Below are 26658 nucleotides of genomic sequence, written 5' to 3'. Positions count from 1 at the left end.
TGGTTGGTAAAACCTCAATGGACGACAATGGTCACGATATTAAAAAATAGAATGGTTTCAACAAAAACTGAGTAAAAACATAATATGAGTGCCGTCGTTTCAATAATCATTGTCAATTATAATGCAGGTGAATTTTTGCGTGACTGCGTCGATTCGTTGCTGAATTGTCCATTGGAAATAGAAATTATCGTGGTTGATAATGCATCTACGGATAGTAGTTTGGATGCCTTGCCGGGATTGCCGTGCGTACAGATAATTAAAAATCCAACCAATGTTGGTTTCGCAGCAGCTTGTAATAGCGGGGCGCATGTTGCTGCAGCACCGTTCTTATTGTTCCTCAATCCTGATTGTTTAGTCAAACCGGGAATGTTGGTTAAATTATTAGAGTCTATGCGTGTTGATGATCGCGTGGGCATGGTCGGGGGCTTGCTTGTTAATTCGGATGGGACAGAACAAGCAGGTGGCCGTCGGGCCGTACCCACACCTTGGCGTTCTTTTGTACGCGCTTTTGGTCTATACCATCTCGAAAGTCGTTGGCCTCGTCTGTTTTTTGATTTTCATTTGCACAAGCAGCCTCTGCCCGATCAGCCGATTGAGGTTGAGGCGATTTCTGGTGCTTGTATGTTGATTAAGCGTGAGGCGATGAATGATGTAGGTCCATGGGACGAAGGTTATTTTCTGCATGTTGAGGATCTGGACTGGTGCATGCGATTTCGGCGAAAAGGCTGGAAGATTATGTTTGTGCCTAGTGCTCAGATTACTCATGCACAGGGAACGTGTAGCCGAAGTAGGCCTATCTTTGTCGAGTGGCATAAGCACAAGGGTATGTTGCGGTTTTATCATAAATTTTTCAGGCATCAGTATCCGGGTGTATTAATGTGGCTTGTTGTTTTGGGTGTCTGGGTGCGTTTTGGCGGCGTGGCGGTATATTACACTGCACGCCGCGCTGGACAGTGGTTAGGTCTCGGGCGTGGATGAGAATCACGTTGGCCTGTTAGGTGCGAAAAGTCTGGTCGGTGAGTGCCTGCTGTCATTGATGACAGAATCGCAGTGGCAAGTGATGGCGTTCTCGAGACAAACCAGAAAAAGTGAAGCTGTTGGTATTGAGTGGCGGTCGATTGTTCCTCTCTCTAATCCTCATACGGAAGTAGGGGATAAGATTGAGCACTGGATTTGTGTCGCGCCTATTTGGGTACTGCCAGACTACTTTGACTTATTGGCGGCGTATGGAGCACAACGAGTCGTGGCACTATCTTCTACCAGCCGTTTTACCAAAGATGATTCCACCGATTTGGAGGAACAAGCCACAGCTCTGCGTCTTGCTGATGCAGAAGCGCGTGTACGGGAGTGGGCGGAGAGCCGTGGGGTGGAATGGGTGATCCTGCGCCCGACGTTGATTTATGGCCTGGGGCGGGACAAGAACATCTCCGAGATTATCCGGTTCATCCGGCGGTTTGGTTTTTTCCCGTTGTTTGGTAAGGCAAAGGGCCTGCGGCAGCCTGTTCATGCAGCGGATGTAGCGGGTGCCTGTCTGGCCGCCTTGCAGGCACCTTGTGCGGCGAACCGGGCTTATAATATTTCCGGTGGCGAGACACTTACTTATCGTGACATGGTCGGCCGTGTTTTTACTGCGCTTGATCGTCGTACACGCTTACTGACTGTCCCGCTCTGGGCTTTCCATCTGATGGTGACTGTATTGCGCCGTTTGCCACGTTATCGGCAGTGGTCGACCGCCATGGCCGAGCGTATGAGCCGGGATTTGGTGTTTGAGCATAAAGAAGCTGAAAATGACCTCGGGTTTTCTCCACGACCCTTCCTGCTTGAGAGCCAGGATTTGCCGGAGTAATGCATTGTGATGATGGCCATTTGCCTATGCCTCTCAATATGGGCCTGCATGGGGGTTGTGTTCAGGTTGGTTGCCATAGGCGCTGTCATCCTTGTACATGGGAGGGGTACAGGTAGCTGTATGCCTAAATAGTATGATGATTATTCTTTTTTAAACCAAAGGCTTAAATGGGCTTTGACAAAATCCTTTGAAGCTATACAATGCCCACCTGTTTGACTTTAGGCACGTAGCTCAGTTGGTTAGAGCACCACCTTGACATGGTGGGGGTCGGTGGTTCGAATCCACTCGTGCCTACCAATTTTGCCCTGACACCGTAGGTGTAGGGATCATAGATGCCTTTCAGGCATCATCATGAATACCCCACTCACTGTCCCAGTGAGTCTGGGCAACTCATGAAGAACGCTATAGGCGTTCTGTGAGACAGCATAATGAAGCCTGAAAGGCTTCTTTGAGCCCATGGCGGATTTTTATCCGCCATTCTTCTAAATTTAACCCGCACGCGGCCTTTGGTAGGGGTCGCCACTGATAAAGGGGAACGTTATGCCAGTCATTACGCTACCAGACGGTAGTCAACGCAAATTTTCTCAGCCTGTCTCCATCCTCGATGTGGCCGCGGATATCGGTCCGGGCCTGGCCAAGGCCGCCCTGGGTGGCAAAATCGGCGAGCAGGTGCTCGATGCCTCGCATGTCATCGAAAACGACGTCGAGCTGGCGATCATCACCGAGCGCGACGAGGCGGGGCTGGAGATCATCCGCCACTCGACCGCGCACCTGCTGGCCCAGGCCGTGAAGAGCCTCTTTCCCGAGGCGCAGGTGACCATTGGCCCGGTGATCGAGAATGGTTTTTACTACGATTTTGCCTATGAGCGTCCCTTTACCCCGGAAGACCTGACCGCCATCGAGAACAAGATGGCCGAGCTGGTCAAGCAGGATATCCCGGTCAGCCGCAGTGTCATGCCGCGCGAGGAGGCCATCGATTTCTTCGGTAATATGGGCGAGGTCTACAAGGCCGAGATCATCGAGAGTATCCCGCACGGTGAGCAGCTCTCGCTCTACAAGCAGGGCGATTTCATCGACCTGTGCCGTGGTCCGCACGTACCGTCCACCGGCAAGCTCAAGGCCTTCAAGCTGACCAAGCTGGCCGGGGCCTACTGGCGGGGCGACTCCAATAACGAGATGCTGCAGCGCATCTACGGCACTGCCTTCGCCAATAAAAAGGACCTGAAGGCCTACCTGCACCGTATTGAAGAGGCGGAGAAGCGCGATCACCGCAAGCTGGCCAAGCGCCATGACCTGTTCCACGCCCAGGAAGAGGCGCCGGGCATGATCTTCTGGCACGCGAAGGGCTGGTCGATCTACCAGAACGTGGTCGAGTATGTGCGCAGCGTGCTGGAGGCGAATGGCTATAACGAGGTGCACACACCACAGATCGTCGATCGTAGCCTGTGGGAGAAGTCCGGCCACTGGGACAAGTTCCAGGACATGATGTTTACCACCCATGTCGAAAACCGCGATTACGCGGTCAAGCCGATGAACTGCCCCTGCCACATCCAGATCTTCAACCAGGGCCTGAAGAGTTACCGCGAGCTGCCGTTGCGCATGGCCGAGTTCGGTTCCTGCCACCGTAATGAGCCCTCTGGCACGCTGCACGGCCTGATGCGCCTGCGTAACTTCACCCAGGACGATGCACACATCTTCTGTACCGAGGGCCAGATCCAGGAAGAGGTCAGCACCTTTATCGACCTGCTGTTCAAGGTCTATGCCGATTTTGGCTTCAACGAGGTCATCATCAAGCTCTCGACCCGCCCGGAAGAGCGTGTCGGCGCAGATGCGATCTGGGACAAGGCCGAGCACGCCCTCGAACAGGCCCTCAACGCCAAGGGCCTGGAGTGGGACCTGCAGCCGGGCGAGGGCGCCTTCTACGGGCCGAAGATCGAGTTTTCCCTCAAGGACTGCCTCGACCGTGTCTGGCAGTGCGGCACCATCCAGGTCGATTTCTCCATGCCGGGCCGCCTCGATGCCAGCTATATCGATGAACACGGCGACAAACAGGTGCCGGTCATGCTGCACCGTGCTATTTTGGGCTCGCTGGAGCGTTTTATCGGCATTCTCATCGAGCACCATGCCGGTGCCTTCCCGGTCTGGCTGGCGCCGATCCAGGCCGTGGTGAGCAATATTACCGACAATCAGGCCGCTCATGCCCGAAAAGTTGAAGAAATCCTGAAAAAACAGGGTCTCAGGGTCATTTCGGACTTGAGAAATGAGAAGATCGGCTTTAAAATCCGCGAGCACACAATTCAGCGCGTCCCGTACATCCTCGTGGTGGGGGATCGCGAAGTTGAAGACAATGCAGTAGCCGTCCGTACGCGCGGCGGTGAGGATCTGGGCTCGATGTCAATCGAGGCCTTTGCAGAACGCCTCGCCGCAGAAAACGCGAGTCGTGGCATTGCATCTTTGGAGGAATGAAGTATCGCTATAGACAAGAAGACGCGTCTCAATGAAGACATTACCGTACCGGAAGTTCGTCTCATCGATCAGGATGGTGAGCAGGTAGGTGTTGTAAAGATCGCCGAGGCGCTCGAGAAGGCTAAAGAGGTCAGTTTGGACCTTGTGGAGATTGTGCCCGCTGCAGAACCACCCGTTTGCCGTATTATGGATTATGGCAAGTTCAGGTTCGAGAACAGCAAGAAGCAACAGTCTTCGCGCAAGAAACAGAAACAAAGCCAGGTTAAGGAAATCAAGTTCCGGCCTGGCACAGAAGTTGGCGACTATCAGGTAAAACTTCGCAACCTGAAGCGCTTTCTGGAGCAGGGAGACAAGACCAAGGTAACCTTACGTTTCCGTGGTCGTGAAATGGCTCACCAGAACCTTGGCCGCGATTTACTTAAGCGCGTCGAGGAGGATCTTGCAGAATTGGGAACTGTTGAACAGTTTCCGAAGATGGAAGGTCGCCAGATGGTGATGGTCATTGCTCCAAAGAAGAAGTAGCAGGCTACTGTCCGCCGGGCTTTGTCGGTCCAGGTGTCCAGTTAAATGCTTGTTGTAATGATGGCGAAAGCCAAATGAAAATGCGAAGTCAGATGTAGTAATTTGGAGTCTGTAGACAATGCCTAAGATGAAAACGAATCGCGGTGCCGCGAAACGCTTCAAGAAAACCGCCTCAGGTGGTTTCAAGCGTATCCAGTCACACCGTCGTCATATCCTGACCAAGAAGAGCACCAAGCGTAAGCGTCACCTGCGTTCTGCTGCAATGATTAACGCTAAAGATGTGGCATCTATTCGCCGCATGTTGCCTTACGTTTAAGGGGAAGGATTAATGGCCAGAGTAAAACGCGGCACGCTTGCACGTGCACGCCATAATAAGGTTTTTAAACTTGCGAAGGGCTATAGTGGTCGTCGCAAGAATGTATATCGTGTAGCCGTTCAGGCTGTTACCAAGGCCGGTCAGTATGCTTACCGTGACCGCCGTCAGCGTAAGCGTCAGTTCCGCGCATTGTGGATTGCCCGTATCAACGCTGCTGCACGTGAATGTGGTTTGTCTTACAGTCGTATGATCAATGGTCTGAAGAAGGCCGAGATCGAAATCGACCGTAAGGTACTGGCTGATATTGCAGTATTTGATAAGACAGGTTTTGCAGCGATTGCAGAACAGGCCAAGGCCGCCCTGTAAATCAAACTGTCGTAACAGCTTGTGAAATACATCAGGGGAAAGGCCTAAAGTCTTTCCCCTGTTTTTTTATGCATTCCAATAAATAAGATTCAGTGAAGAGATCTCAAAATAAAATTACAAAGCATGAATACTGAACTCGAACAGATTATTTCCGAAGCACTGAAGGCCGTTGCCGATGCCTGTGAGCTGCAGGCACTGGATGATGTGCGTGTGCGCTATCTGGGTAAAAAAAGTTCGCTCACCGCGCAAATGAAGCAATTGGGCAAGTTGTCGGCCGAGGAACGTCCGCAGGCCGGACAGGTCATCAATGATGCCAAGCAGAAAGTCCAGGAGGCGATTGAGGCGCGCAAGAACAGCTTGCAGTCCGCTGCACTGGAGGCACAGCTGGCGGCAGAGAAGATCGATGTCAGCCTGCCGGGGCGCGGTGTGCGCAGTGGTGGCATGCACCCGGTAACGCGAGTCATGGAACGTATAGAAGACCTGTTTGTGCAAATGGGTTTTGAGATCGCCGAAGGGCGTGAGATCGAAGACGATTATCACAACTTCGAGGCCCTGAATATTCCCGCGCACCATCCGGCGCGAGCGATGCACGATACCTTCTACATGGATGCAACCCTCAGCGAGAACGAAAAGCTGTTGTTGCGCACACATACCTCGCCGGTACAGATCCGTTACATGGAAAATAACCAGCCACCATTGCGCGTTATCGCGCCGGGTCGTGTTTATCGCTGTGATTCCGATCTTACCCATACGCCGATGTTTCACCAGGTCGAAGGCTTTATGGTCGATGAGAACGTCAGCTTTGCCGACCTCAAGGGCCTGCTGGTCGATTTCCTGCAGAAGTTCTTCGAGAAAGATTTGGCGCTGCGTTATCGCCCGTCATACTTCCCGTTTACGGAACCGTCGGCCGAAGTCGATATCGAGTGCGTGATGTGTGGTGGTGAAGGTTGTCGTGTCTGTAGCCACACGGGCTGGCTGGAAGTGCTGGGTTGCGGCATGGTACACCCGAACGTATTAAAACATGTCGGCATCGACAGTGAAAAATACACCGGTTTTGCCTTTGGCCTCGGTGTCGAGCGCCTGGCGATGTTGCGCTATGGCGTGAATGATTTACGTCTGTTCTTTGAAAATGACCTGCGTTTTCTGGAACAGTTTAAATAGAAATATCGGATTAAACGCAGAGGTCGCAAAGACGCAAAGGTCGCAGAGAATTATTTATATTATAAATATAAAAATATCATTGATTTTGAGTTTTCTTGGCGTTCTCTGCGTCTTTGCGACCTTTGCGTTAATATCTGTGAGTCAGAAAATAACGAAATTTAGTGAGTTATGATTATGTGTTGACGTGTTTTGCGTTAACCTCGGTGAGTTATAAGATATGAAATTCAGTGAACAATGGTTACGTGAATGGGTAAACCCGGATGTCTCGACTGAAGAGCTCGGGCACCGTTTAACCATGGCCGGGCTTGAGGTCGATGCCATTGAACCGGTGGCGGGCGAGTTCAGCAAGATCGTTGTCGGTGAGGTCATGGCCGTTGAACAACACCCGGACGCCGATCGTCTGCGCGTCTGCAAGGTGAATGTGGGCGAGCCGGACTGGTTACAGATCGTCTGTGGTGCAGCGAATGTCTCGAACGGCATGCGTGTCCCCGCTGCACTGGTTGGGGCAAAACTGCCCGGCGGCATGAAGATTAAAAAGGGCAAGTTGCGTGGCGTCGAGTCATTCGGCATGTTGTGCTCGGCCGCCGAGCTGGGTCTGGCTGAAGAAGCCGAAGGCCTGTTGCCATTACCAGAGGATGCCGAACCGGGCGCGGATGTGCGAGAGTATCTAAAACTCGACGATGTCAGTATTGAGCTGGGCCTGACCCCAAATCGTGGTGACTGTCTGGGTATGGCGGGTTTGGCCCGTGAGACCGGCGTTTTGTTTAATATGGATGTACAGCAACCGGCCATGGATGCCGTCGCGGCAATGATTTCAGACACCTTGCCGGTAGAGGTTCAGGCTACGGAAGATTGTCCGCGTTATCTCGGGCGTGTGATCCGCAATATCGATACCTCGGCACAAACCCCGATGTGGATGCAGGAGCGCCTGCGTCGCAGTGGCCTGCGCAGCATCAGCCCGGTGGTCGATGTCACCAACTATGTCCTGTTGGAACTGGGGCAGCCCATGCACGCCTTTGACCTCGACACGCTGCAGGGCGGGATATGGGTGCGTCAGGCAGTTCGTCAGGAGACACTGGTACTGCTGGATGGCAACAAGCTAGCACTCAAGCCGGATACGCTGGTGATCGCCGATGCGCGTGGCCCGTTGGCCCTGGCCGGGATCATGGGTGGCGAGCATAGCGGGGTGACGGATAGCAGTAAACACCTGTTCCTTGAGAGCGCCTTTTTTGCCCCGGAGAGTATTGCCGGCCGGGCGCGCGGTTATGGCCTGCATACAGACTCCTCACACCGCTTTGAGCGAGGTGTGGACCCGCAGATACAGAGACAGGCGATGGAGCGTGCAACGGCACTGTTGCTGGAGATCGTTGGTGGTGAACCCGGTCCGGTCATCGAGGTGCTCAGTGAGGCCCATTTGCCCACACCGACGCCGATCAGCCTCCGCGCCGCGCGCATAGAACGTGTGTTGGGCATCACCGTGCCGGCCGCTGAGGTCAGCGGTATGCTTGGACGACTCGGCATGCACGTGGAAACCGGTACAGGCGACTGGCAGGTGACACCGCCGGCCTTCCGTTTTGATGTCGGCATTGAGGTTGACCTGATCGAGGAGATTGGCCGGATCTACGGCTATGACCAATTGCCTACCCGCCACCCGCAGGCCGAGTTGGAAATTGCCCCGCGTGATGAGACCAAGCTGCCGCTACGCCGTATCCGCCAGCGCCTGGTCGACCGCGGCTACCAGGAGGCGGTCAATTACAGCTTTATCGACCCAGCCATGCAGGCCCGCTTCAGCCCGGGGCAGACGGCCATGGCGCTGGCCAACCCCCTGGCGGCCGATATGGCCGTCATGCGCACCAGCCTCTTGCCGGGCCTGGTTGAGTCGCTGAAATACAATCTTAACCGCCAGCAGGACCGTGTCCTGCTCTTCGAGTGTGGTGTTAACTATATTAAGCAAGATAATGATATTAATGAAAAAAGAACTATCGCTGGGGTCGCCTCGGGGACTGCCCTGACAGAACAGTGGGCAGTAGAGGGCCGGGGCTTTGACTATTTCGATATGAAGGCGGATGTCGAGGACCTGCTGGCCATGAGTGGTGGACTGGGCTCTGTGAGCTTTGTCGCCGCGGAAAATCCGGTGTATCACCCCGGTCAAACGGCGAAAATCAGTCGTCATGGCGAGGAAATTGGTGTTATTGGCGCGCTGCATCCGCTATTGGTCCGTGAAATGGGCCTGTCAGGGGCCGTTTTTGCCTTCGAAATGTCGCTGGATGCCCTGCAAGCGGGTGAATTGCCTGGATTTACTGAGGTTTCCCGCTATCCTTCTATACGTCGTGATATCGCCATCATCGTAAATGAGGCGGTCGCTGCCGAAAATGTTTGTAATACAATTAGAATGGCAGCAGGGGATAAGCTTCACAACCTCGAGTTATTTGACGTATATAGTGGCAAAGGTATTGATTCAGGGCGAAAAAGTCTTGCTCTGGGCTTGACCTTACAGGCGACTTCGCGCACTCTTACAGACTCTGATGTTGAGGCCGTTCTGGAAGCGGTGTTATCGGCATTAAAGTCAGAATATGATGCAACTTTAAGAGATTAGAGAGCAGGGCATGGCACTAACAAAAGCAGAAATGGCCGAGCGCCTGTTCGAGGAGCTGGGATTGAACAAACGCGAGGCGAAAGAGATCGTCGAGCAGTTTTTCGAAGAGATCCGCGGTGCGCTCGAGCAAGGACACCAGGTAAAACTCTCCGGTTTTGGAAATTTTGATCTGCGCGATAAGAATGAGCGCCCGGGTCGGAACCCCAAGACAGGCGAAGAAATTCCGATTACCGCACGTCGTGTGGTGACATTCCGCCCCGGACAGAAACTCAAGTCACGAGTAGAAGCATATGCTGGAACCGAGCAATAATAACGAACTGCCCGCGATCCCCGGAAAGCGTTACTTCACCATAGGTGAGGTCAGCGACCTGTGTGAGGTCAAACCACACGTGCTGCGTTATTGGGAACAGGAATTTCCACAGCTGAAGCCGGTAAAACGCCGTGGTAACCGCCGTTATTACCAGCGTCAGGATGTGATCATGATCCGCCAGATCCGCAACCTGCTTTACGAGCAGGGCTTTACGATCGGCGGTGCACGCCAGAAACTGGCCGGTAGTGAGGCCAAGGATGACTCTATCCAGAGCCAGCAGATCATTCGCCAGGTACGTACCGAACTTGAAGAGTTGTTGCATATCCTCAAGACCTGATTAGTCGGGTTTTTTCCAACCTTTAGTATTTAGCCAAACGTCGATCTGTGGCAAGATCACACTAACGGGGCGTAGCGCAGTCTGGTAGCGCACCGGCATGGGGTGCCGGTGGTCGAAGGTTCAAATCCTTTCGCCCCGACCAATTTAATTTTATCCAGCCTCGCGGCTGGTAGATGAGGACGAACGGATTGCCGGCCCGCTGGGCGTTCACCATGCTGCGATTGTCCATTAAGGACAATCGGTCATGGTTCACCCTTTCGCCCCGACCAATACTCTGATTATTATCCCCTTCGTTTAATTAATACACCGAAGTGAAAGATATGATTGATCCCTGTTTTAATCCTAACGACAAAATGCTCACGGTCGATGAGGCGCTTCACTTCCTGTTGGAACGTGCCACGCCTATAGTTGATAAAGAACAGGTTGACCTGTTCTCAGCGCGTGGCCGGGTACTGGCCGAGGACGTGCATTCGACGATCAATGTGCCACCGGCCGATAACACGGCGATGGATGGTTACGCACTACGCGCGGCAGATGTTGCGAAGGGTACTGGCCTGACTGTTAGCCAGCGCATCCCGGCCGGGACGGTTGGGAAAAGGCTTAATGCCGGTGAGGCCGCACGCATCTTTACCGGTGCGCCCATCCCGGAGGGCGCTGATGCGGTGGTGATGCAGGAACAGTGCGTGCAGGAAGGGGATAGCCTGACGGTGAATGCAGAGGTCTGCGTTGGTGATCATATCCGTCGAGCCGGCGAAGACATTCAGGCCGGCGCAAAAATCCTGCCAGCCGGTACACGCCTGCGTCCACAAGATGTTGGTTTGATCGCCTCGGTGGGTATCCCAAAGATCGCGGTCTGGCGTAAGCCGCGCGTGGCAATCTTCTCAACCGGCGATGAACTGGTTGCACCGGGTGAAGCCGTTGGGCCGGGTCAAATCTATAACTCGAACCGCTTTATCCTTACCGGTCTGCTACAGACATTAGACTGTGAAATTATCGACCTCGGCAGTATCCCTGATTCACTTGCAGCAACCGTGAACGCATTACAAGAGGCATCGAAGAATGCTGATTTGATTATGACCACCGGTGGTGTCTCAGTCGGCGAAGAGGACTATGTCAAGGCCGCGCTGGATCAACTTGGCAGTGTCGATATGTGGCGTGTTGCCATGAAGCCGGGTAAGCCGGTGGCCTTTGGTAAAGTCGCCAACAGTGCCTTCCTCGGTTTGCCGGGTAACCCGGTGTCGGCCTTTGCGACCTTCTGTTTGTTTGCGCGACCGTTTATCCTGCGCATGATGGGTATAGAGGATGTCATGCCGCGCCGAATGCAGGTGATGGCGGACTTTGACTGGCCGAAAGAAGGTCCACGTCGTGAGTTTGTCCGTGCCCAACTCCATACTGATGAAGGTGTTGTCAAGGCAACACTTTATCCATCACAGAGCTCAGGGGTGTTAACCTCAACGGTGTGGGCGCATGGCCTGGTCGAGATCCCCGAACACGCCACCGTCAAGCGGGGCGATAGCATCACCTGGCTGGATTTTTTCGAATTGCTTTCGTGACAAAGCCCATAGCATATAAAGATGTGGCCGCCGTTATTCTCGCCGGTGGCATGGGTCGTCGTGTAGGTGGTGAAGACAAGGGATTGATCGAGCTGAATGGCAAGCCCCTGATTGCGCATGTTATCGATATCATCGCACCACAAGTCGAGAGCCTGGTAATTAGCGCCAATCGTAACATTAAACAATACGAGGCCTTTTCCTATCCGGTTATTGGCGACAGACAGGAAGGATTTTGTGGGCCACTGGCCGGTATTGATGCGGCGTTTGCCGCAACAGACAAGCCCTATTTACTCTGTGTGCCCTGTGACAGCCCCTTGTTACCCGTAAATCTTCTGGCCCTGATGGTTGCAGCCTTGCAGGCCAGCGATCAGCCTATGGCCATTGCCACGGATGCGCAGCGACTCCACCCGGTGATCAACCTGATGAAAAGAAGTGTTTATGAGGGCGTCCGCAAGAGGCTGGAACAAGGCGACCTGAAACTGATGCAATGGGTTGAGGCCACAGGCTATGCCCGTGTCGACTTTTCCGAGCAGCCACAACGCCTGAGCAACCTGAACAGTCCCGAAGACATCCGTCTACTCACCAAATCCCCCTGACGCACAGCACCGATCGATATGCACCAGCTGGGTGCGCATACACCGGCTGATATCACCTGGCGCACCATTTTGAAGTGTATTTCCGCTGAATTGACCGCATAAAAGCGGCATGGCCTTTGCATTCAGAACATTAAATAGTTTGAATACAGGTCATAGCATGATTGAAGAAACCCTGGCCATTATCCTCGCCGGCGGGGCGGGTGAGAGCCTGTCTCCCTTAACGGATGAGCGTACCAAGGCGGCGGTGCCGTTTGGTGGCAAATACCGTATTATCGACTTCCCCTTGTCTAATTGTCTGCATTCCGGTCTGCGGCGTGCACTGGTATTGACCCAGTACAAGTCGCATTCTCTGCAAAAACACCTGCGTGATGCCTGGTCGATTTATAACCCGGAACTGGGTGAATACATTACGGCCGTACCCCCGCAGATGCGGACCGGCAGCGGCTGGTATGCCGGCACGGCGGATGCCATTTACCAGAATCTTTATCTACTGGAACGAAACCCGGCAAAATATGTGATCGTCCTCTCCGGGGACAATATATATAGAATGGACTACGCCGTGTTGTTACAACAGCATTTGAAAAACAACGCCGATGTGACCATGGCCTGTGTAGATTCAGCCGCTATGTGCGCGACGGGCTGTTTAACACTACAGGTGGATGATGAACAGCGTGTCCGAGCATGTTTGCAACAAGCACCAGATGATGTGGATAAAAAGACTTTTTCCTCACTGGGTATTTATATCTTCTCAAAGGATCTCCTGGTCGAGGCGCTCAGCAAGGACCATGAGCAGGCACAATCCTCCCATGGGCTGGCGACAGATGTGATTTCAGGTCTGATTGACAGCCACCGGGTCTATGCTTATGAGTTTGGTGCCTCAGAGGGCAGGGTGAGCCAGGATGGTTACTGGCGGAATATCGCTGACCTGGATGATTTCTACGAAGCCAATATGGATTTGTTGAAGCCGGTTCCTCCTATTGATTTATATCAGCGGGACTGGCCGATTCGTACCCACCAGCCACAGTACCCGCCGGCAAGGACTGTCCCGGGTGTGTTAGGCAATGAAGGTATCTCAATAAACTCGATTATCTCGTCAGGCACCGTGATTGCCGGGGGTAGTGTGCAGAAGTCGATCTTGTTTTCTAATGTGCATATCGGCGATGAGGCCGTTGTTGAAGACAGCATTCTGTTCGATGGGGTGAAAGTGGGTGATGGCGCACATATACGCAACTGTATTATCGATAAGGATGTCGTGATCGCGGCGGCAACGAAAATCGGTTTTTCTGCCAGTGAGGATGGCAAACAGTTCAAAATAACGCCTAATGGGGTGATCGCGATCGGCAAGTCGCGCTCAGATGTTAAGCCTTGAGTACAAAGTTAAAATTTACCGAGATGAGTAGTGATAACAACGCTGTATTAGCGATGACGGAGAAAGTGCTCTTGATTACGGATGATTCCGGCGATTCACATGACCTTATCGAGGTCATGTCTGAGCTGGGCTATCGGGATATTCGGCAGTTAAATCGCAAATCAGATATCTATTATCATGCGCGGGATTATCAGCCGGGCATGATAGTGGTCGACATAAGTATCCCAGATGAAAGTCTGCTGGAATCCGTATCGGCAGTAAACAAGAACAGGCCAGTACCGATTATTATGTTTGTCGAAGAAAGTAGTGAGGATGTCATCGCCGACGTAGTCAAGTCGGGCGTAAGCGCCTATGTGGTCGATGGTTTCCATCGGCATCGTATCAGGCCAATTATTGACCTGGCGATAGCCCGATTTCAGGAAGGCCAGCGTCTTAAAAAGGAATTGAACGAGGCCAGGTGTGCACTCGGTGACCGCAAGGATATTGATCGGGCAAAAGGCGTGGTGATGAAGCAAAAACACTGTGATGAGGATACGGCCTATAAGTTAATACGTAAGATGGCCATGGATAAAAATGTCCGTATCGCTGATATTGCCAAACAGATCCTCGATATTTCATCACTCTTGCAATAGCACTATATCGGTGCAATAAGCACCTTGATGATGCAAGTTACGCGGTAATAATATCTTCCACATTGAGTAATCTTGTTTATATCGCGACAAAAATGCTTACTTTCTAGCGTTTTGTGCGTTTAATAACAATTGGCACACGAATTGCTCTAGTAAATACCAGAGTAGACGTTCAGTACATTTTACTCGGCCAACGTAGGCCAATATGAATTATTTTGACAATGGTGTCTGCAACAGGGTGAAAGCCTTGTCCGGGCGCCATTTTTTTTGCATATCCAACGCGGGAGCGGATTTATGAAGTTGTTAACAGCCTTACGCCCATCACGACGAGGTTTCCTCAAGCAGTTATTCATCGGTACGGCATTTTCCCTTTCCATGACATCGGCAGGCCTGTTACCACAGGCCGTTGCCGCCGTCGGTGAGCCGGAAAAAGAGGAATTGAAATTCGGTTTTATTAAACTGACCGATATGGCACCGCTGGCCATTGCCTATGAGAAGGGATACTTTGAAGATGAGGGACTCTATGTGACCCTCGAGGCGCAGGCTAACTGGAAGGTGCTGCTTGATCGTGTTATCGATGGTGAGCTGGACGGGGCGCATATGCTGGCAGGACAGCCACTGGGTGCCACCATCGGCTTTGGTACCAAGGCCGATATCATTACCGCCTTCAGCATGGACCTAAATGGTAATGCCATTACCGTTTCCAATGACGTCTGGGGAAAGATGAAAAAGCACATCCCGCACAAGGATGGCAAACCGGTACACCCGATTAAAGCCGACGCGCTTAAACCCGTCATTGAGGAATACAAACAAGCCGGCAAGCCCTTCAAGATGGGCATGGTCTTCCCGGTATCCACACATAACTATGAGCTACGCTACTGGCTTGCGGCTGGGGGCATACACCCGGGCTATTATGCCCCGGCAAAGGGAGACATCAGCGGTCAGATCAAGGCCGATGCACTGTTGTCCGTCACCCCGCCGCCGCAGATGCCGTCAACCATGGAGGCGGGGACCATCGATGGCTATTGCGTAGGTGAGCCCTGGAACCAGCAAGCCGTCTTCAAAGGTATTGGTGTACCGGTTGTCACGGACTATGAAATCTGGAAGGATAACCCGGAAAAGGTCTTTGGTGTCAGCAAGACCTGGGCCGAAAAAAATCCGAATACGCACATCCGTGTGTTAAAGGCCATGATCCGTGCTGCCAAGTGGCTGGATGAAAATAACAACAAGAATCGTCCCGAGGCGGTGAAGATCCTGTCGAAAAGCCAGTACGTTGGTGCCGATTACGATGTCATTGCCAACAGCATGACCGGGACCTTTGAGTATGAGAAGGGCGACAAGCGTGAGGTGCCGGACTTCAATGTCTTTTTCCGTCACAACGCGACCTATCCCTACTACTCGGATGCCATCTGGTACCTGACCCAGATGCGTCGCTGGGGTCAGATTTCCGAGAAGAAATCTGACAATTGGTACATGGATATTGCCAGGAAGGTTTATCGTCCAGACATTTATGCCGTGGCTGCAAAGGAACTGATTGCCGAAGACAAAATGAAGGCGGATGAGTTTCCGGATTTTGTTAAAGAATCCGGCTTCAAGGCACCACAGAAGCACTTTATCGACAATATTGTCTATGACGGCAGCAAGCCCAATGCCTACCTTGAGAAGTTTTCAATTGGTTTAAAGGGGGCTGACAAGCCATAAATGATATGCCCCTTGCTCATGCAGGGGGCATATCCCGGTTTGATAGCCTATCAAGGTGACAGTTTATGACAACACAGACACTAAAAAGATCCGCAAGTGAACTCTCTCTCTTCGCCAGCCTGCAACAGTCACTTGGCAATATGCGCATAATGGAAAAGTCCATGGCGTATCTTCAAGGGGCCATTGTTCCGGGTATAGCCTTTATTGTCTTTCTATTAATGTGGGGGCTTACTGCCTCACAGATCCAGACCTCGCTTGGTGTGGTGCCTGGGCCGATTCAGGTGTGGGAACAAATGCGTGTTCTTGTTGATGAGCATGTGACAGAGCGCAACAAGGCTGAGGCTTTTTACCTCAGGCAGGATGCGCGTAACGCGAAGAAGCTTGAAAAAAATCCGGATGCAAAGATTAAGATACGTGACTATACGGGAAAGCCAACATTCTTTGACCAGGTCTTTACCAGTATTTATACCGTGGCGAGTGGATTCATTATTGCCTCGCTATTTGCTATTCCTATAGGTGTGGCCTGCGGGATTAGCATCACGTTATACAGGGCGATAAATCCGCTTATTCAGATATTCAAGCCGGTGTCCCCTCTGGCGTGGTTGCCGATTGTGACCATAATCGTCAGCGCGGTGTATGTCAGTGACGACCCGATGTTTTCCAAGTCATACCTGACCTCAGCGATTACTGTAACGCTTTGCTGTATCTGGCCTACGATCATCAATACAGCAGTCGGTGTAACATCTATTGATAAGGACCTTCTCAATGTGGGTCGGGTATTAAGACTTGGCTGGTGGACCAAAGTGGTCAAAATTGTATTGCCAGCCTCAGTGCCGATGATGTTTGCCGGCCTGCGCGTGTCTCTGGGTATTGGCTGGATGGTGTTGATCGCGGCAGAAATGCTGGCGCAAAACCCGGGGCTTGGAAAGTTTGTCTGGGATGAATTTCAGAATGGTAGTTCTAATTCCCTGGCACGGATCATGGTTGCCGTGTTTGTTATTGGCGTAATTGGTTTTATGCTCGATAAGCTTATGCTGATGCTGCAAAAGTCGGTTAGCTGGGACAAGAGCCTTGAGTTACGATAAGTGGAGAATGTGGCAATGAGTGAACATTTAGTAATTTCAGATGTAAGTATGGATTTTCCCGTACCGGGTGGTGTCTTTACAGCGCTGAAGAATGTCAACCTGAAGATCAATAAAGGCGAATTTGTTTCCATCATTGGTCACTCGGGCTGTGGCAAGTCGACAGTCCTGAATATTGTCGCCGGTCTTTATCGGGCCAGTCGTGGCGGAGTGATCCTGAATGGCAGAGAGGTCAACGAGCCCGGACCAGACCGGGCTGTGGTTTTCCAAAACCATTCTCTGTTGCCATGGCTGACAGCCTATGAAAATGTTGCATTGGCCGTGAATTCTATATTCAAGGGCAAGAAGACAAAGGCCGAGGCCGATGAATGGATTAAGCACAACCTTGAACTCGTGCATATGGAACACGCCCTACACAAGCGCCCCTCGGAGATATCCGGAGGCATGAAACAGCGTGTCGGTATTGCACGGGCACTGGCAATGGAACCCGAGGTCCTGTTGCTGGATGAGCCGCTGGGGGCACTCGATGCGCTGACACGTGCGCATATGCAGGATTCTATCATGGAGATCAATGCCAAACTCGGCAATACTGTGATTATGATCACGCATGACGTCGATGAGGCTGTGTTGTTATCTGATAGTATCGTCATGATGACCAACGGTCCGGAGGCAACAGTAGGCGAGGTTCTGAAGATCGAGCTGGACAGGCCCAGAGACCGTTTGCAGTTGGCCGATGACCCGCAGTACAACCACTATCGTGCCCAGGTGCTGAAGTTCCTTTATGACCGCCAGCATAACCCGGCTCAGCAGGTATCCGCTTCAGTTGATACCGGGGAAAATGAAAAAGAGGAGAAGGAGACAGTCGCTTACTCACAGGAGGATGCGGCCTGATGCACATCGACTATGTTCTGTGAGCAGGAAAGGTATTCGATAGCATAGGCGTATTTATGCCGATAACCATAATGATGGCTGGCGAGGTTGCTGGGGCTGTTTTGTTTCTTAGCTGACGATGATGGCCTGGCTGCGCGCAAGGGAACGCCCGCCATGCCGAATTATTTGAAAATATATATAATTAATGCCAGGTTGGTGAATAGCAATAGCAGGGCGAATGTTTTCCAGAAGGCGAGTGGATTGCGCTGCATCAGCGGCACAGGTTCTTTATTGATGAAATTCGGATTGGCGGTGCCCAGGTCGTGAATGAACTCGGACAGTCTGGTATAGCGTTTTTCCGGTTTCAGGTTGACGGCCTTGTGTATGGCGGCATCCACCCAGGCGGGTACCTCGGGCGTATAGTGCTTGACCGGTGTATACCGGGCCTGTGACAGCCTTTTAGCAGTGAGGGCGCGTTTGTAGGGCAGGTGACCGGTCAGCATTTCATAGGCGATGACACCAAGCGAATAGATATCGGAATAGGTGCTGCCCGCATAACCCTCAAAGAATTCCGGTGCGGCATAATCCAGCGTGCCGAGTATGTTGTCACGTTCGAATGGCGCATGTTTTTCATCGATGCCGGCGACCCGGGTCGAGCCAAAGTCAATAATGATGAGGCGGCCACTATCATCGAACATGATATTTTCCGGCTTTAGATCGCGGTGCAGCATTTCAAGTTTATGAAATGCGCGTAAGCCGCCGGCGATCTGCTCGAGAATATTACGTACGGCAATATAGGACGGGCGGGTGTTCTCCTGCATCCATTCACGCAGTGTCTGACCCTCTATATACTCAGTGACATAGTAGAGAAAACGCCGCCGGCGAGTCGGTACGATCACCTTCAATACGTGACTGTTATTAATGCGTCGGCCTATCCATTCCTCGTGAAGAAACTGTTCAATGTAGGCAGGGTCGTCTTCGTAATTAACCGAGGGGGTCTTCAGGATGACACGTTGTCCCGTTGCCACATCCTGCGCGGCATACACCTGGGTGCGCGAACTGGCATGGATCTCTCGCGTAATACGGTAACCGTCCAGAACCATGCCGGCCTCAAGGAATGGCGGGAAGGGCAATTCGGTTAGCTGCCGGTAGAATGCCTCTTCATCGAGCTCTGGCAGGTGGTCAACACGGAGTATCTGGCAGGTGGCATTGTCATTACTTCCCCCCTCCAGGGCACGGGTGACGATTTTCCGTGCGGTGGCCTCCGGCATCTCTCGACCCTCACGCAAGTATCTTTTTAGTTCGCTATCGCTGATGAATTCATAAATGCCATCTGTGGCGAGCAGGTACAGGTCACCCACCTCGACGGGCAGACTGCGGTAATCGATATCAATGTGGCTATCAGCCCCCATGGCCCGGCCAAGGTAGGTCTTTTCCCCGGAGCCCCAGACGCGGTGGTCCTGGGTCAGGCATTCGAGATCATTATCACGCAGACGGTAGATACGTGTATCGCCTACATGGAAGATGTGTGCAGTGCCTGATTTTATGACCAGGCTACTGAGCGTGGTCAGCATGGCACGGTCAGAGTCGTACTTTCTCTGCGCCTGGCTGTACAACCAGGTATTGAGTGAGCCGATAATCTTTTGCCCGGCATTTTTCACCGACCAGGAATCCGGGGTGCTATAGTAATCACTGAGAAAGCCACGTACACAGGCATGACTGGCCTCACGTCCTGCCTCGCTGCGGCTTACGCCATCGGCGATGAGTGCAACAATGCCCTTGGTGCTGAGCAGGGGTTCATCGGGAATGCGGATGTCGCAGGCATCATCATTAATCGCCTTGACGCCGGCTTCACTGCATTGCCCGGACTGGATGCCAGGTTGGGATTGCATCATATATATCAATAGCCAACGTCGCTGTGAAGCGACGCTGGCCCCTTAATGACAAGCTGATGAGGCTTACTCTACTTCAATCATCTGCACAGTGCCATCCGGCAACACCTCGGCCATCTCGCCACGTGGTTCTTCGAGGAACAAGAAGACGATGGCCAGAACCACCACAGCGGATGCAGCGATCACCAGGAAGAATATTTGTGGTGAAACAAAGGAGAGGATGGTCAGAAAGCTCACGGCCCCTACACTGCCGTAGGCGCCCGCCATGCCGGCGACCTGGCCTGTCATGCGACGTTTCACCAGTGGCACCATAGCAAATACGGCACCTTCACCCGATTGGACAAAGAATGAGCAGACCATGGTAATGACCACGGCCAGGAATAAATTCCAGCTGGAATCTATCTGGCTCATCATATAGTAGCCAATGGCCAATCCAGCCAGCAGGATCAACAGGGTCTTGCGACGGCCGAACTTGTCACTGATCAGGCCGCCACCGGGTCTGGCGACGAGGTTCATGAAGGCATAACCGGAGGCGAGCAGGCCAGCCTCAACCATACCCAGGTCAAAGGTATCGAGGAAGAACAGGGGCAGCATGGAGACCACGGCCAGCTCCGAACCAAATGTCACCATGTAAGAGAGGTCTAGTACGGCGACCTGCTTGAACTTATAACGGTCAATCTCAGGCACGGCCTTTTCAAACACATGTTTATTGATGCGGTAGATGTGCATGGTTTGGTAGATATATAGCAGCACCAGCAGACCATAGAGCGTGTAGGTAATACTGGCGGCGAGCAGGTTCAGGTTGGTCGGTCCCAGTTTCCATGTCAACAGGGCCAGTGCAGCAAACATAGGAATGTTCATCAGCATGTAAAGGAAAAAGTCTCCGGGCGTACTCACTTCCATGGCACCCGTCTTCTTTGGCTTGAAGTAGGTAGACCCCTTTGGGGTGTTACTGACTGAGAAGTAATAAATAAAGGCATAAACCAGGGCGATGACACCGGTCATGGCAATGGCGTAACGCCAGCCATTTTCTTCACCACCAAATATCAGAGCCAGTGTCGGTAGGCTCAATGCCGCGGCGGCAGACCCAAAGTTACCCCAACCACCATAAATACCTTCCGCCACGCCCAGTTGCTTGGCCGGGAACCACTCTGCAATCATACGAATACCGACCACGAAGCCGGCGCCGACAAAGCCGAGCAGGAAGCGCATGATGGCCATCTGCTCAAAGCTGTCGGCGAAGGCAAAACCGAAACAAAGCAGGCTGGATATTGAGAGCAGGGCAGAGTACATGATCCTCGGACCGAGCTTGTCTACCAGCATGCCGACGATGATTCTTGCGGGAATAGTCAGCGCGACGTTGAGGATGAGCAGGGTTTTGACTTGCTGTGGGCTAAGCCCAAATTCGTCACGTATATACGCCAGTAGTGGTGCGTGGTTAAACCAGACAAAGAAACTGATAAAAAAGGCCACCCAGGTCAGGTGCAAGATCTTTGTGTTGCCGCTGAACGATAGCAGGTTGAGCTTACTGGTGTCGGTACTCATTACTTCTAACTCCCTTCGATGGGTCATTTAATCATGCTGTGCCGCTTCTTTGCGGCAGCTTTATTCGCTAATGCCACACTCCAGAGCAATGAACATGCCAACTTTATAATTTGGCAAAAACACCGGCTATTATTCATATAACAGTCAGAGTAAAGATATGCGGTCTGCACAAGCAGGGCGCGTTCGGGAGGGCTAAACCAGCGACAATCTCCATGCCTGGCATAAAGATTCATGCCTGCACCTATATATATGGGGCATAAAGCCGATGGTTCATAACGATGCATAATTACTGCGAACGCATCAAAATAGTGCGATAAATTGGTGCAATAGGGGGAATTTCTGTCGAAAAGTGCGAAATTCAGGGGGGAAACCGGAAAAATCGATTTTGGCACGCATGTTGCTCTATCAGGATTAGCTAATTTAGCAGGACACGGCTCAACGGCGAGTCAGTGCAACATGGGAAGCCCAATGAAAGAAAAACTTGTCCTTATCGGCAACGGCATGGCCGGTGTACGAACCCTCGAAGAACTCCTTAAAGTCGCCCCTGACCTGTATGACATTACAGTCTTTGGCGCAGAGCCATACGGCAACTACAATCGCATTATGCTCTCACCGGTGTTGGCCGGCGAGAAGACCATTGATGAGATCATGCTCAATGATGAACAGTGGTATATCGATAACCATATCACCCTGCACAAAGGCAAAGAGGTTATCAATATCGACCGCTCTGCGCAGAAGGTGATCGCCTCAGACGGTACCAAGGCAAGCTACGATCGCCTGCTGATGGCTACCGGTTCTACTCCATTTATTATCCCATGCCCCGGACATGAGCTCGAGGGAGTCATCGGCTTCCGTGATATCCATGATGTCGACAAGATGCTCGAGGCCGCCAAGCAACATCAGCATGCGGTGGTCATCGGTGGTGGCCTGCTGGGTCTTGAGGCGGCCAACGGTTTGATGCAGCAGGGCATGAAGGTCACTGTGCTGCACCTCATGGATACCCTGATGGAACGCCAGCTTGATAGCGTCGCCGGTAAGATGCTGCGCAAGTCGCTGGAAGACCGCGGTCTGGAAATCCTTATGCAGGCCTCGACCAAAGAGATCAAGGGTCAGGACCACGTGCAATCAGTGCTGCTTGAAGACGGCCGTGAGATACCCGCCGAGCTGGTCGTCATGGCCGTGGGGATTCGACCCAATATAGCTCTGGCCGAAAAGGTCGGCATTCACTGTGAACGCGGTATTGTCGTCAATGACACGATGCAGACCTTTGACCCGAAGGTTTATGCCGTCGGTGAATGTGTGCAACACCGTGGCCAGGTCTATGGTCTGGTCGCGCCCCTGTTTGAAATGGGTAAGGTCTGCGCCAATCACCTGGCGAAGATGGGGATTGGTCGTTATGAGGGTTCAATGACCTCAACCAAGCTCAAGGTCACCGGCATCGACCTGTTCTCGGCCGGGGATTTTACCGGCGGTGAAGATACCGAGGAACTGGTCTTCCAGGATGCCTCGCGGGGTGTCTACCGTAAGCTGGTCGTGCAGGACAACAAGCTCAAGGGCGCGGTCATGTATGGCGATACTATCGATGGCAGCTGGTATTTCGACCTGATGCGCGATGCGACGGATATCAGCGACTTCCGTGAAAATATCCTCTTCGGTCAGGCCCATCTTGGTGATTCGGGTCACGGTGATGAGAACCGTATTGCCATGATGGCCGACAGTGCCGAAATCTGTGGTTGTAACGGTGTTTGCAAGGGTGACATCGTCAAGGCCATTACCGACAAGAAACTCTTTACGCTTGAAGACGTGCGTGCGCACACCAAGGCTTCGAGTTCCTGTGGCTCCTGTACGGGTCTCGTCGAGAGCCTGCTCGCGCATACTGTTGGTGGTGACTACTCGGTAGCCCCGCACCTGAAACCCCTGTGTGCCTGTACCGAACATACGCATGATGAAATTCGTGCCACGATCAAGGAAAAAGAACTCAAGTCTATCCGCAGCGTAATGGACTTCATGGAATGGAAGACCCCGGATGGTTGCAGCAAATGTCGCCCGGCCCTGAACTATTACGTCATGTGTGCCTGGCCGGACGCTGGCAGCGATGACGGCCAGTCACGTTTTATCAACGAACGCGCCCACGCCAATATCCAGAAGGATGCGACGTATTCCGTGATTCCGCGTATGTGGGGGGGCGGCACAACGCCGGAAGAGTTGCGTGCAATCGCCGATGTGGCAGAAAAGTTTAACGTCAAGACCGTGCATGTTACCGGCGGTCAGCGCATCGCGCTGTATGGCCTGAAAAAACACGAACTGCCGGTGATCTGGAATGACCTGAACCAGGCTGGCATGGTCTCGGGGCATGCCTACGGCAAGGCCCTGCGTACCGTGAAGACCTGTGTTGGCAAGGAGTGGTGTCGTTTTGGTACCCAGGACTCGACCCAGCTCGGTATCGAGCTGGAAAAGATGACCTGGGGTTCCTGGACCCCGCATAAGTACAAGATGGCCGCCTCCGGTTGTCCGCGTAATTGTGCCGAGGCGACCATTAAGGACTTTGGTGTGGTCTGTGTCGATTCCGGTTACGAACTGCATGTCGGCGGTAACGGCGGCATCAAGGTCCGCGCCACAGATTTCCTTTGTGCAGTCAGTACAGAGGAAGAGGTGCTCGAGTACGCCGCGGCCTTTATGCAGGTCTATCGTGAACAGGCGCATTACCTCGAACGTACCGCACCGTGGATAGAACGTGTCGGCCTGGCCCATGTTAAGGAACAGATCGTCGATGACGCGGATAACCGCGTGGCACTGGCTGAGCGTTTCCACTTCTCGCAGAAGTTCGCCCAGGATGACCCGTGGCAGCAACGTGCCCAGGGTGCAGAAAAACATGAATTCGAGCCGCTCAAGCAGCTCAATGCCTAAATATCTTCTGGAACAACAGGCCAGAAAAACAGATTGGACAAGACAATGAGTGAAAACTGGATAGAAATTGGCACCCTCAGCGACATCCCGAGACTCGGCGCACGCGTGGTTGAGTCAAAGCAGGGTGATATTGCGGTATTCCGCACCGCAGACGACGAGGTATTTGCCCTGCGTGACAAGTGTCCGCACAAGGGCGGGCCCTTATCACAGGGTATCGTACACGGTAAACGCGTGGCCTGCCCGCTGCATGACTGGAAGATCAATCTCGATTCCGGTCTGGCCGTGGCCCCGGATGAGGGTTGTGCGGCTTACTACCCGGTCAAGCTGGAGGGGGATGCCGTATTTTTGTCCCTGACGCCGAATGAAGGTTGTCCGAATTAAGTAAAGGTTTTCAGGTATGTTGTTTGGTCGTGCAAAAAAGAATGCCATCAGGATCGCCGACAAGGGTGTCGTCGACTGGAAATACACCACCTGTGGCTATTGCTCTACGGGCTGCTCCATCGAAGTCGGTCTGGACAAGGACGGCAAGGCCGTCAGTAGTCGCGGTGTTGCAGGTGCCGATGTCAACCGCGGCAAGTTATGCCTGAAGGGCATCTTTGAGCATGAGTTGTTCTATACGCCAAACCGTGGCCGTGTGCCACTCATGCGTGACCAGATCCATCACGATTTCAAGGAGGTCAGTTGGGACAGGTCCCTTGACAAGACCGCCTCGGAGATCGAGCGTATCCAGTCGACCTATGGCCGCGATGCCTTTGCCGTGGTCTCCACCGGGCAGATCATGACCGAGGAGTTTTACACCCTGGGCAAGTTGTCCCGGGGTGTGCTCGGTACCAACAACTATGACGGCAACACGACCTTGTGCATGGCCTCGGCCGTGTCCGGTTACAAGCGTTCCTTTGGTTCGGATGGCCCGCCGGGTTGTTACGATGATTTCGAACATACCGAATGCCTGCTGGCGATTGGCTCCAACCTGCCGGAACAGCACCCGATCATCTTCTGGCGCCTGCGCCAGGCACTGGAAAAACGCAAGTTCCCGATCATCGTGGTTGACCCGCGCGTGACCATGTTTTCGCAAATGGCCGATATGCATCTGCCGGTCACGCCTGGTACGGATGTTGTGTTATTGAATGCACTGGCGCATGTCATTCTTGATGAGGGCCTTGAAGACCGCGCCTATATCGATGCACATACCAATGGCAATGAGGAATTTAAGAAACTCGTAGCTGAGTATGACCCGGTAACCGCTTCCCGTATTTGTGGTATCGATGAAGACACCATCCGTAATGTGGCGCGCCTCTATGCAAAGGCCGGTGCGGCGATGACGATCTGGACCATGGGGATTAATCAGAGTACGCACGGCTCGGATGGTGTGGTGGGTATCAATAACCTGAACCTGATCACCGGTAATATTGGCAAGCCGGGTGGTACGAGCCTTTCCATTACCGGCCAGTGCAATGCCATGGGTACACGTGAGTGGTCATCCTGTTCCGGCCTGCCGGGTTACAGGGCGCTGGAAAAGGAAAAAGACCGCGAGGATATCGCCAATTACTGGGGCATTGATCCGGAATTTTTCCCCAAACAACGCGGTCTGTTCCAGACCGATATCTTCCCGGCGATTGAGACGGGTCAGATCAAGGGCCTGTGGTTGATCGCGACCAACCCGATGACCTCAATGACCAATACCGCGCGAATCCGCAAGACCCTGGAGAAACTCGAATTCCTGGTTGTACAGGATGCCTACGCCGATGTGGAAACCAACGAATATAGTCACGTTTATTTCCCGGCCGCCGTGTGGGCGGAGAAAGAGGGCTGTTTTACCAATACCGAGCGTCGTGTGAACCTGATCCGCAACGTCATGCCACCGCATGAAGAGTCCAAATCAGACCTGTGGATATTCAACCAAATGGCAAAGCGCTTTGCGCAAGGCAGAAAAATCCGCTTCCCGGAAACCAGTGAGGAGGTCTTTGACGAATTGCGTGAGCTCTCCAGGGGCAGGATGCTGGATTACTCCGGGCTGAGTTATGAAAAGCTCGAGCAGCAACGTGGAATCCAGTGGCCCTGCACGGAAGGGGCAGAGGGCGGTACGGCTCGTCTGTATAGTGATGGCAGGTTCCAGTTCGAGGATGGCAAGGCCAAGCTGATCCCTTTGCCATTTATCGATAACAATGAACGTCCTGACGAAGAGTATCCATTCTGGCTGAATACCGGTCGTGTCGTTGAACATTTCCATACCCGCACCCGCACGGGCAAGGTTGGTAACCTGAACAAGTTCAGTCCGACCCCATATATGGAAATGAACCCGGATGCCGCACGTGAGTTGGGTATCGAACATGGTAAATATGCACGTCTGATCTCACGTCGAGGGGATGCCGTGGTTATGGTACAGCTCACCCAGCGCGTGGCACCAAACATGATCTTTATCCCGTTTCATTTCCATGAATGTGTCAACCGCCTGACCCTGGGTCTGCTGGATCCGCATTCGCGCCAGCCGGCCTTCAAACAAAGTGCCGTGAAGATTGAATCGGTAGCGGATCAGACTGCCGCCGCCGTGCGCAATCATGCGGCTAGAACGTACTAAAGCAGGTGAGAGTGAA

Annotated in this window: 22 protein-coding genes and 2 tRNA genes; 22 read left to right on the top strand and 2 right to left on the bottom strand. The window is 52.8% G+C overall.

Annotated features, from left to right (window positions below):
• Positions 1-84: 84 nt before the first annotated feature.
• From EL386_RS08615 to EL386_RS08525, 19 genes are all read left to right on the top strand, one after another.
• Positions 85-978 carry a glycosyltransferase family 2 protein gene (locus EL386_RS08615; protein ID WP_126455315.1) on the top strand — a complete coding sequence of 298 codons (894 nt, stop codon included), beginning with the start codon at positions 85-87 and terminating at the stop codon, positions 976-978.
• Positions 971-1846 (top strand): NAD-dependent epimerase/dehydratase family protein, encoded by an 876-nt coding sequence (locus EL386_RS08610; protein ID WP_197722042.1) that lies wholly within the window; start codon positions 971-973, stop codon positions 1844-1846. The genes EL386_RS08615 and EL386_RS08610 overlap by 8 nt, the downstream gene beginning before the upstream one ends.
• Positions 1847-2066: 220 nt before the next feature.
• Positions 2067-2143: transfer RNA gene (locus EL386_RS08605), tRNA-Val, on the top strand.
• A 243-nt stretch (positions 2144-2386) separates the two neighbouring features.
• Positions 2387-4312, top strand: coding sequence for a threonine--tRNA ligase (gene thrS, locus EL386_RS08600; RefSeq protein ID WP_126455313.1), 1926 nt, complete (start codon positions 2387-2389; stop codon positions 4310-4312).
• A gap of 3 nt (positions 4313-4315) precedes the next feature.
• Complete coding sequence (gene infC / locus EL386_RS08595; protein WP_126455311.1) at positions 4316-4834, top strand: translation initiation factor IF-3; 519 nt, start codon at positions 4316-4318, stop codon at positions 4832-4834.
• A 118-nt stretch (positions 4835-4952) separates the two neighbouring features.
• The gene (rpmI, locus tag EL386_RS08590) at positions 4953-5150 is read left to right on the top strand and encodes a 50S ribosomal protein L35 (RefSeq protein WP_126455309.1); all 198 of its coding nucleotides are present in this window, start codon (positions 4953-4955) and stop codon (positions 5148-5150) included.
• A gap of 12 nt (positions 5151-5162) precedes the next feature.
• Positions 5163-5516 carry a 50S ribosomal protein L20 gene (gene rplT, locus EL386_RS08585; RefSeq protein WP_126455308.1) on the top strand — a complete coding sequence of 118 codons (354 nt, stop codon included), beginning with the start codon at positions 5163-5165 and terminating at the stop codon, positions 5514-5516.
• 123 nt (positions 5517-5639) lie between these two features.
• Complete coding sequence (gene pheS, locus EL386_RS08580) at positions 5640-6677, top strand: phenylalanine--tRNA ligase subunit alpha (RefSeq protein WP_126455306.1); 1038 nt, start codon at positions 5640-5642, stop codon at positions 6675-6677.
• 217 nt (positions 6678-6894) lie between these two features.
• On the top strand, positions 6895-9273 hold the full coding sequence (gene pheT, locus EL386_RS08575) for a phenylalanine--tRNA ligase subunit beta (RefSeq protein WP_126455304.1): 2379 nt from the start codon (positions 6895-6897) through the stop codon (positions 9271-9273).
• A 10-nt stretch (positions 9274-9283) separates the two neighbouring features.
• Positions 9284-9583 carry an integration host factor subunit alpha gene (gene ihfA, locus EL386_RS08570; RefSeq protein ID WP_126455302.1) on the top strand — a complete coding sequence of 100 codons (300 nt, stop codon included), beginning with the start codon at positions 9284-9286 and terminating at the stop codon, positions 9581-9583.
• Complete coding sequence (locus EL386_RS08565) at positions 9564-9920, top strand: MerR family transcriptional regulator (RefSeq protein WP_126455300.1); 357 nt, start codon at positions 9564-9566, stop codon at positions 9918-9920. The genes ihfA and EL386_RS08565 overlap by 20 nt, the downstream gene beginning before the upstream one ends.
• Positions 9921-9985: 65 nt before the next feature.
• Positions 9986-10062, top strand: a tRNA-Pro gene (locus EL386_RS08560).
• A 178-nt stretch (positions 10063-10240) separates the two neighbouring features.
• Positions 10241-11473, top strand: a complete 1233-nt coding sequence (gene moeA, locus EL386_RS08555) for a molybdopterin molybdotransferase MoeA (protein WP_197722041.1) — start codon at positions 10241-10243, stop codon at positions 11471-11473.
• Positions 11470-12069 carry a molybdenum cofactor guanylyltransferase MobA gene (gene mobA / locus EL386_RS08550; RefSeq protein WP_126455298.1) on the top strand — a complete coding sequence of 200 codons (600 nt, stop codon included), beginning with the start codon at positions 11470-11472 and terminating at the stop codon, positions 12067-12069. Before moeA ends, mobA begins: the two co-directional genes overlap by 4 nt.
• A 109-nt stretch (positions 12070-12178) precedes the next feature.
• The gene (locus tag EL386_RS08545; protein ID WP_269471103.1) at positions 12179-13438 is read left to right on the top strand and encodes a glucose-1-phosphate adenylyltransferase; all 1260 of its coding nucleotides are present in this window, start codon (positions 12179-12181) and stop codon (positions 13436-13438) included.
• Entirely contained in the window at positions 13435-14070 is a 636-nt protein-coding gene (locus EL386_RS08540) for an ANTAR domain-containing response regulator (RefSeq protein WP_126455294.1), read from the top strand. The genes EL386_RS08545 and EL386_RS08540 overlap by 4 nt, the downstream gene beginning before the upstream one ends.
• 291 nt (positions 14071-14361) lie before the next feature.
• Positions 14362-15768, top strand: a complete 1407-nt coding sequence (locus EL386_RS08535) for a CmpA/NrtA family ABC transporter substrate-binding protein (RefSeq protein WP_172597672.1) — start codon at positions 14362-14364, stop codon at positions 15766-15768.
• A 149-nt stretch (positions 15769-15917) separates the two neighbouring features.
• Positions 15918-16853, top strand: coding sequence for an ABC transporter permease (locus EL386_RS08530; protein WP_232020180.1), 936 nt, complete (start codon positions 15918-15920; stop codon positions 16851-16853).
• A gap of 15 nt (positions 16854-16868) precedes the next feature.
• Complete coding sequence (locus tag EL386_RS08525) at positions 16869-17741, top strand: ABC transporter ATP-binding protein (RefSeq protein WP_126455291.1); 873 nt, start codon at positions 16869-16871, stop codon at positions 17739-17741.
• 161 nt (positions 17742-17902) lie between these two features.
• On the opposite strand, the gene EL386_RS08520 is transcribed toward EL386_RS08525, so the two are convergent.
• Positions 17903-19615 carry a bifunctional protein-serine/threonine kinase/phosphatase gene (locus EL386_RS08520; protein WP_197722040.1) on the bottom strand — a complete coding sequence of 571 codons (1713 nt, stop codon included), beginning with the start codon at positions 19613-19615 and terminating at the stop codon, positions 17903-17905.
• Between the two features lie 63 nt (positions 19616-19678).
• A complete protein-coding gene (locus EL386_RS08515; RefSeq protein WP_126455289.1) occupies positions 19679-21157 on the bottom strand; it encodes a NarK family nitrate/nitrite MFS transporter in 1479 nt (492 codons plus the stop codon).
• A gap of 468 nt (positions 21158-21625) precedes the next feature.
• On the opposite strand from EL386_RS08515, the gene nirB reads away from it, so the two are divergent.
• Genes nirB through EL386_RS08500 form a run of 3 tightly spaced genes read left to right on the top strand, consistent with a single transcriptional unit; the run spans position 21626 to position 26642 of the window.
• The gene (nirB, locus tag EL386_RS08510) at positions 21626-24064 is read left to right on the top strand and encodes a nitrite reductase large subunit NirB (RefSeq protein WP_338057541.1); all 2439 of its coding nucleotides are present in this window, start codon (positions 21626-21628) and stop codon (positions 24062-24064) included.
• 45 nt (positions 24065-24109) lie between these two features.
• Positions 24110-24445 (top strand): nitrite reductase small subunit NirD, encoded by a 336-nt coding sequence (nirD, locus tag EL386_RS08505; protein WP_126455285.1) that lies wholly within the window; start codon positions 24110-24112, stop codon positions 24443-24445.
• A gap of 16 nt (positions 24446-24461) precedes the next feature.
• Positions 24462-26642, top strand: coding sequence for a molybdopterin oxidoreductase family protein (locus EL386_RS08500; protein WP_126455283.1), 2181 nt, complete (start codon positions 24462-24464; stop codon positions 26640-26642).
• Positions 26643-26658: the final 16 nt, after the last annotated feature.

The sequence above is a fragment of the Sulfuriflexus mobilis genome (genome assembly GCF_003967195.1).
Lineage (GTDB): Bacteria > Pseudomonadota > Gammaproteobacteria > AKS1 > AKS1 > Sulfuriflexus > Sulfuriflexus mobilis.
This window is presented reverse-complemented; position numbering and strand designations above follow the sequence as displayed.

Excerpts from the sequence above, each read along its gene's own strand:
- EL386_RS08615 (WP_126455315.1), top strand. The coding sequence starts at position 85 with ATGAGTGCCGTCGTTTCAATAATCATTGTCAATTATAATGCAGGTGAA.
- thrS (WP_126455313.1), top strand. The coding sequence starts at position 2,387 with ATGCCAGTCATTACGCTACCAGACGGTAGTCAACGCAAATTTTCTCAG.
- rpmI (WP_126455309.1), top strand. The coding sequence starts at position 4,953 with ATGCCTAAGATGAAAACGAATCGCGGTGCCGCGAAACGCTTCAAGAAA.
- rplT (WP_126455308.1), top strand. The coding sequence starts at position 5,163 with ATGGCCAGAGTAAAACGCGGCACGCTTGCACGTGCACGCCATAATAAG.
- pheS (WP_126455306.1), top strand. The coding sequence starts at position 5,640 with ATGAATACTGAACTCGAACAGATTATTTCCGAAGCACTGAAGGCCGTT.
- pheT (WP_126455304.1), top strand. The coding sequence starts at position 6,895 with ATGAAATTCAGTGAACAATGGTTACGTGAATGGGTAAACCCGGATGTC.
- ihfA (WP_126455302.1), top strand. The coding sequence starts at position 9,284 with ATGGCACTAACAAAAGCAGAAATGGCCGAGCGCCTGTTCGAGGAGCTG.
- EL386_RS08565 (WP_126455300.1), top strand. The coding sequence starts at position 9,564 with ATGCTGGAACCGAGCAATAATAACGAACTGCCCGCGATCCCCGGAAAG.
- moeA (WP_197722041.1), top strand. The coding sequence starts at position 10,241 with ATGATTGATCCCTGTTTTAATCCTAACGACAAAATGCTCACGGTCGAT.
- EL386_RS08545 (WP_269471103.1), top strand. The coding sequence starts at position 12,179 with ATGGCCTTTGCATTCAGAACATTAAATAGTTTGAATACAGGTCATAGC.
- EL386_RS08535 (WP_172597672.1), top strand. The coding sequence starts at position 14,362 with ATGAAGTTGTTAACAGCCTTACGCCCATCACGACGAGGTTTCCTCAAG.
- EL386_RS08530 (WP_232020180.1), top strand. The coding sequence starts at position 15,918 with ATGGAAAAGTCCATGGCGTATCTTCAAGGGGCCATTGTTCCGGGTATA.
- EL386_RS08525 (WP_126455291.1), top strand. The coding sequence starts at position 16,869 with ATGAGTGAACATTTAGTAATTTCAGATGTAAGTATGGATTTTCCCGTA.
- EL386_RS08520 (WP_197722040.1), bottom strand. The coding sequence starts at position 19,615 with ATGATGCAATCCCAACCTGGCATCCAGTCCGGGCAATGCAGTGAAGCC.
- EL386_RS08515 (WP_126455289.1), bottom strand. The coding sequence starts at position 21,157 with ATGAGTACCGACACCAGTAAGCTCAACCTGCTATCGTTCAGCGGCAAC.
- nirB (WP_338057541.1), top strand. The coding sequence starts at position 21,626 with ATGAAAGAAAAACTTGTCCTTATCGGCAACGGCATGGCCGGTGTACGA.
- nirD (WP_126455285.1), top strand. The coding sequence starts at position 24,110 with ATGAGTGAAAACTGGATAGAAATTGGCACCCTCAGCGACATCCCGAGA.
- EL386_RS08500 (WP_126455283.1), top strand. The coding sequence starts at position 24,462 with ATGTTGTTTGGTCGTGCAAAAAAGAATGCCATCAGGATCGCCGACAAG.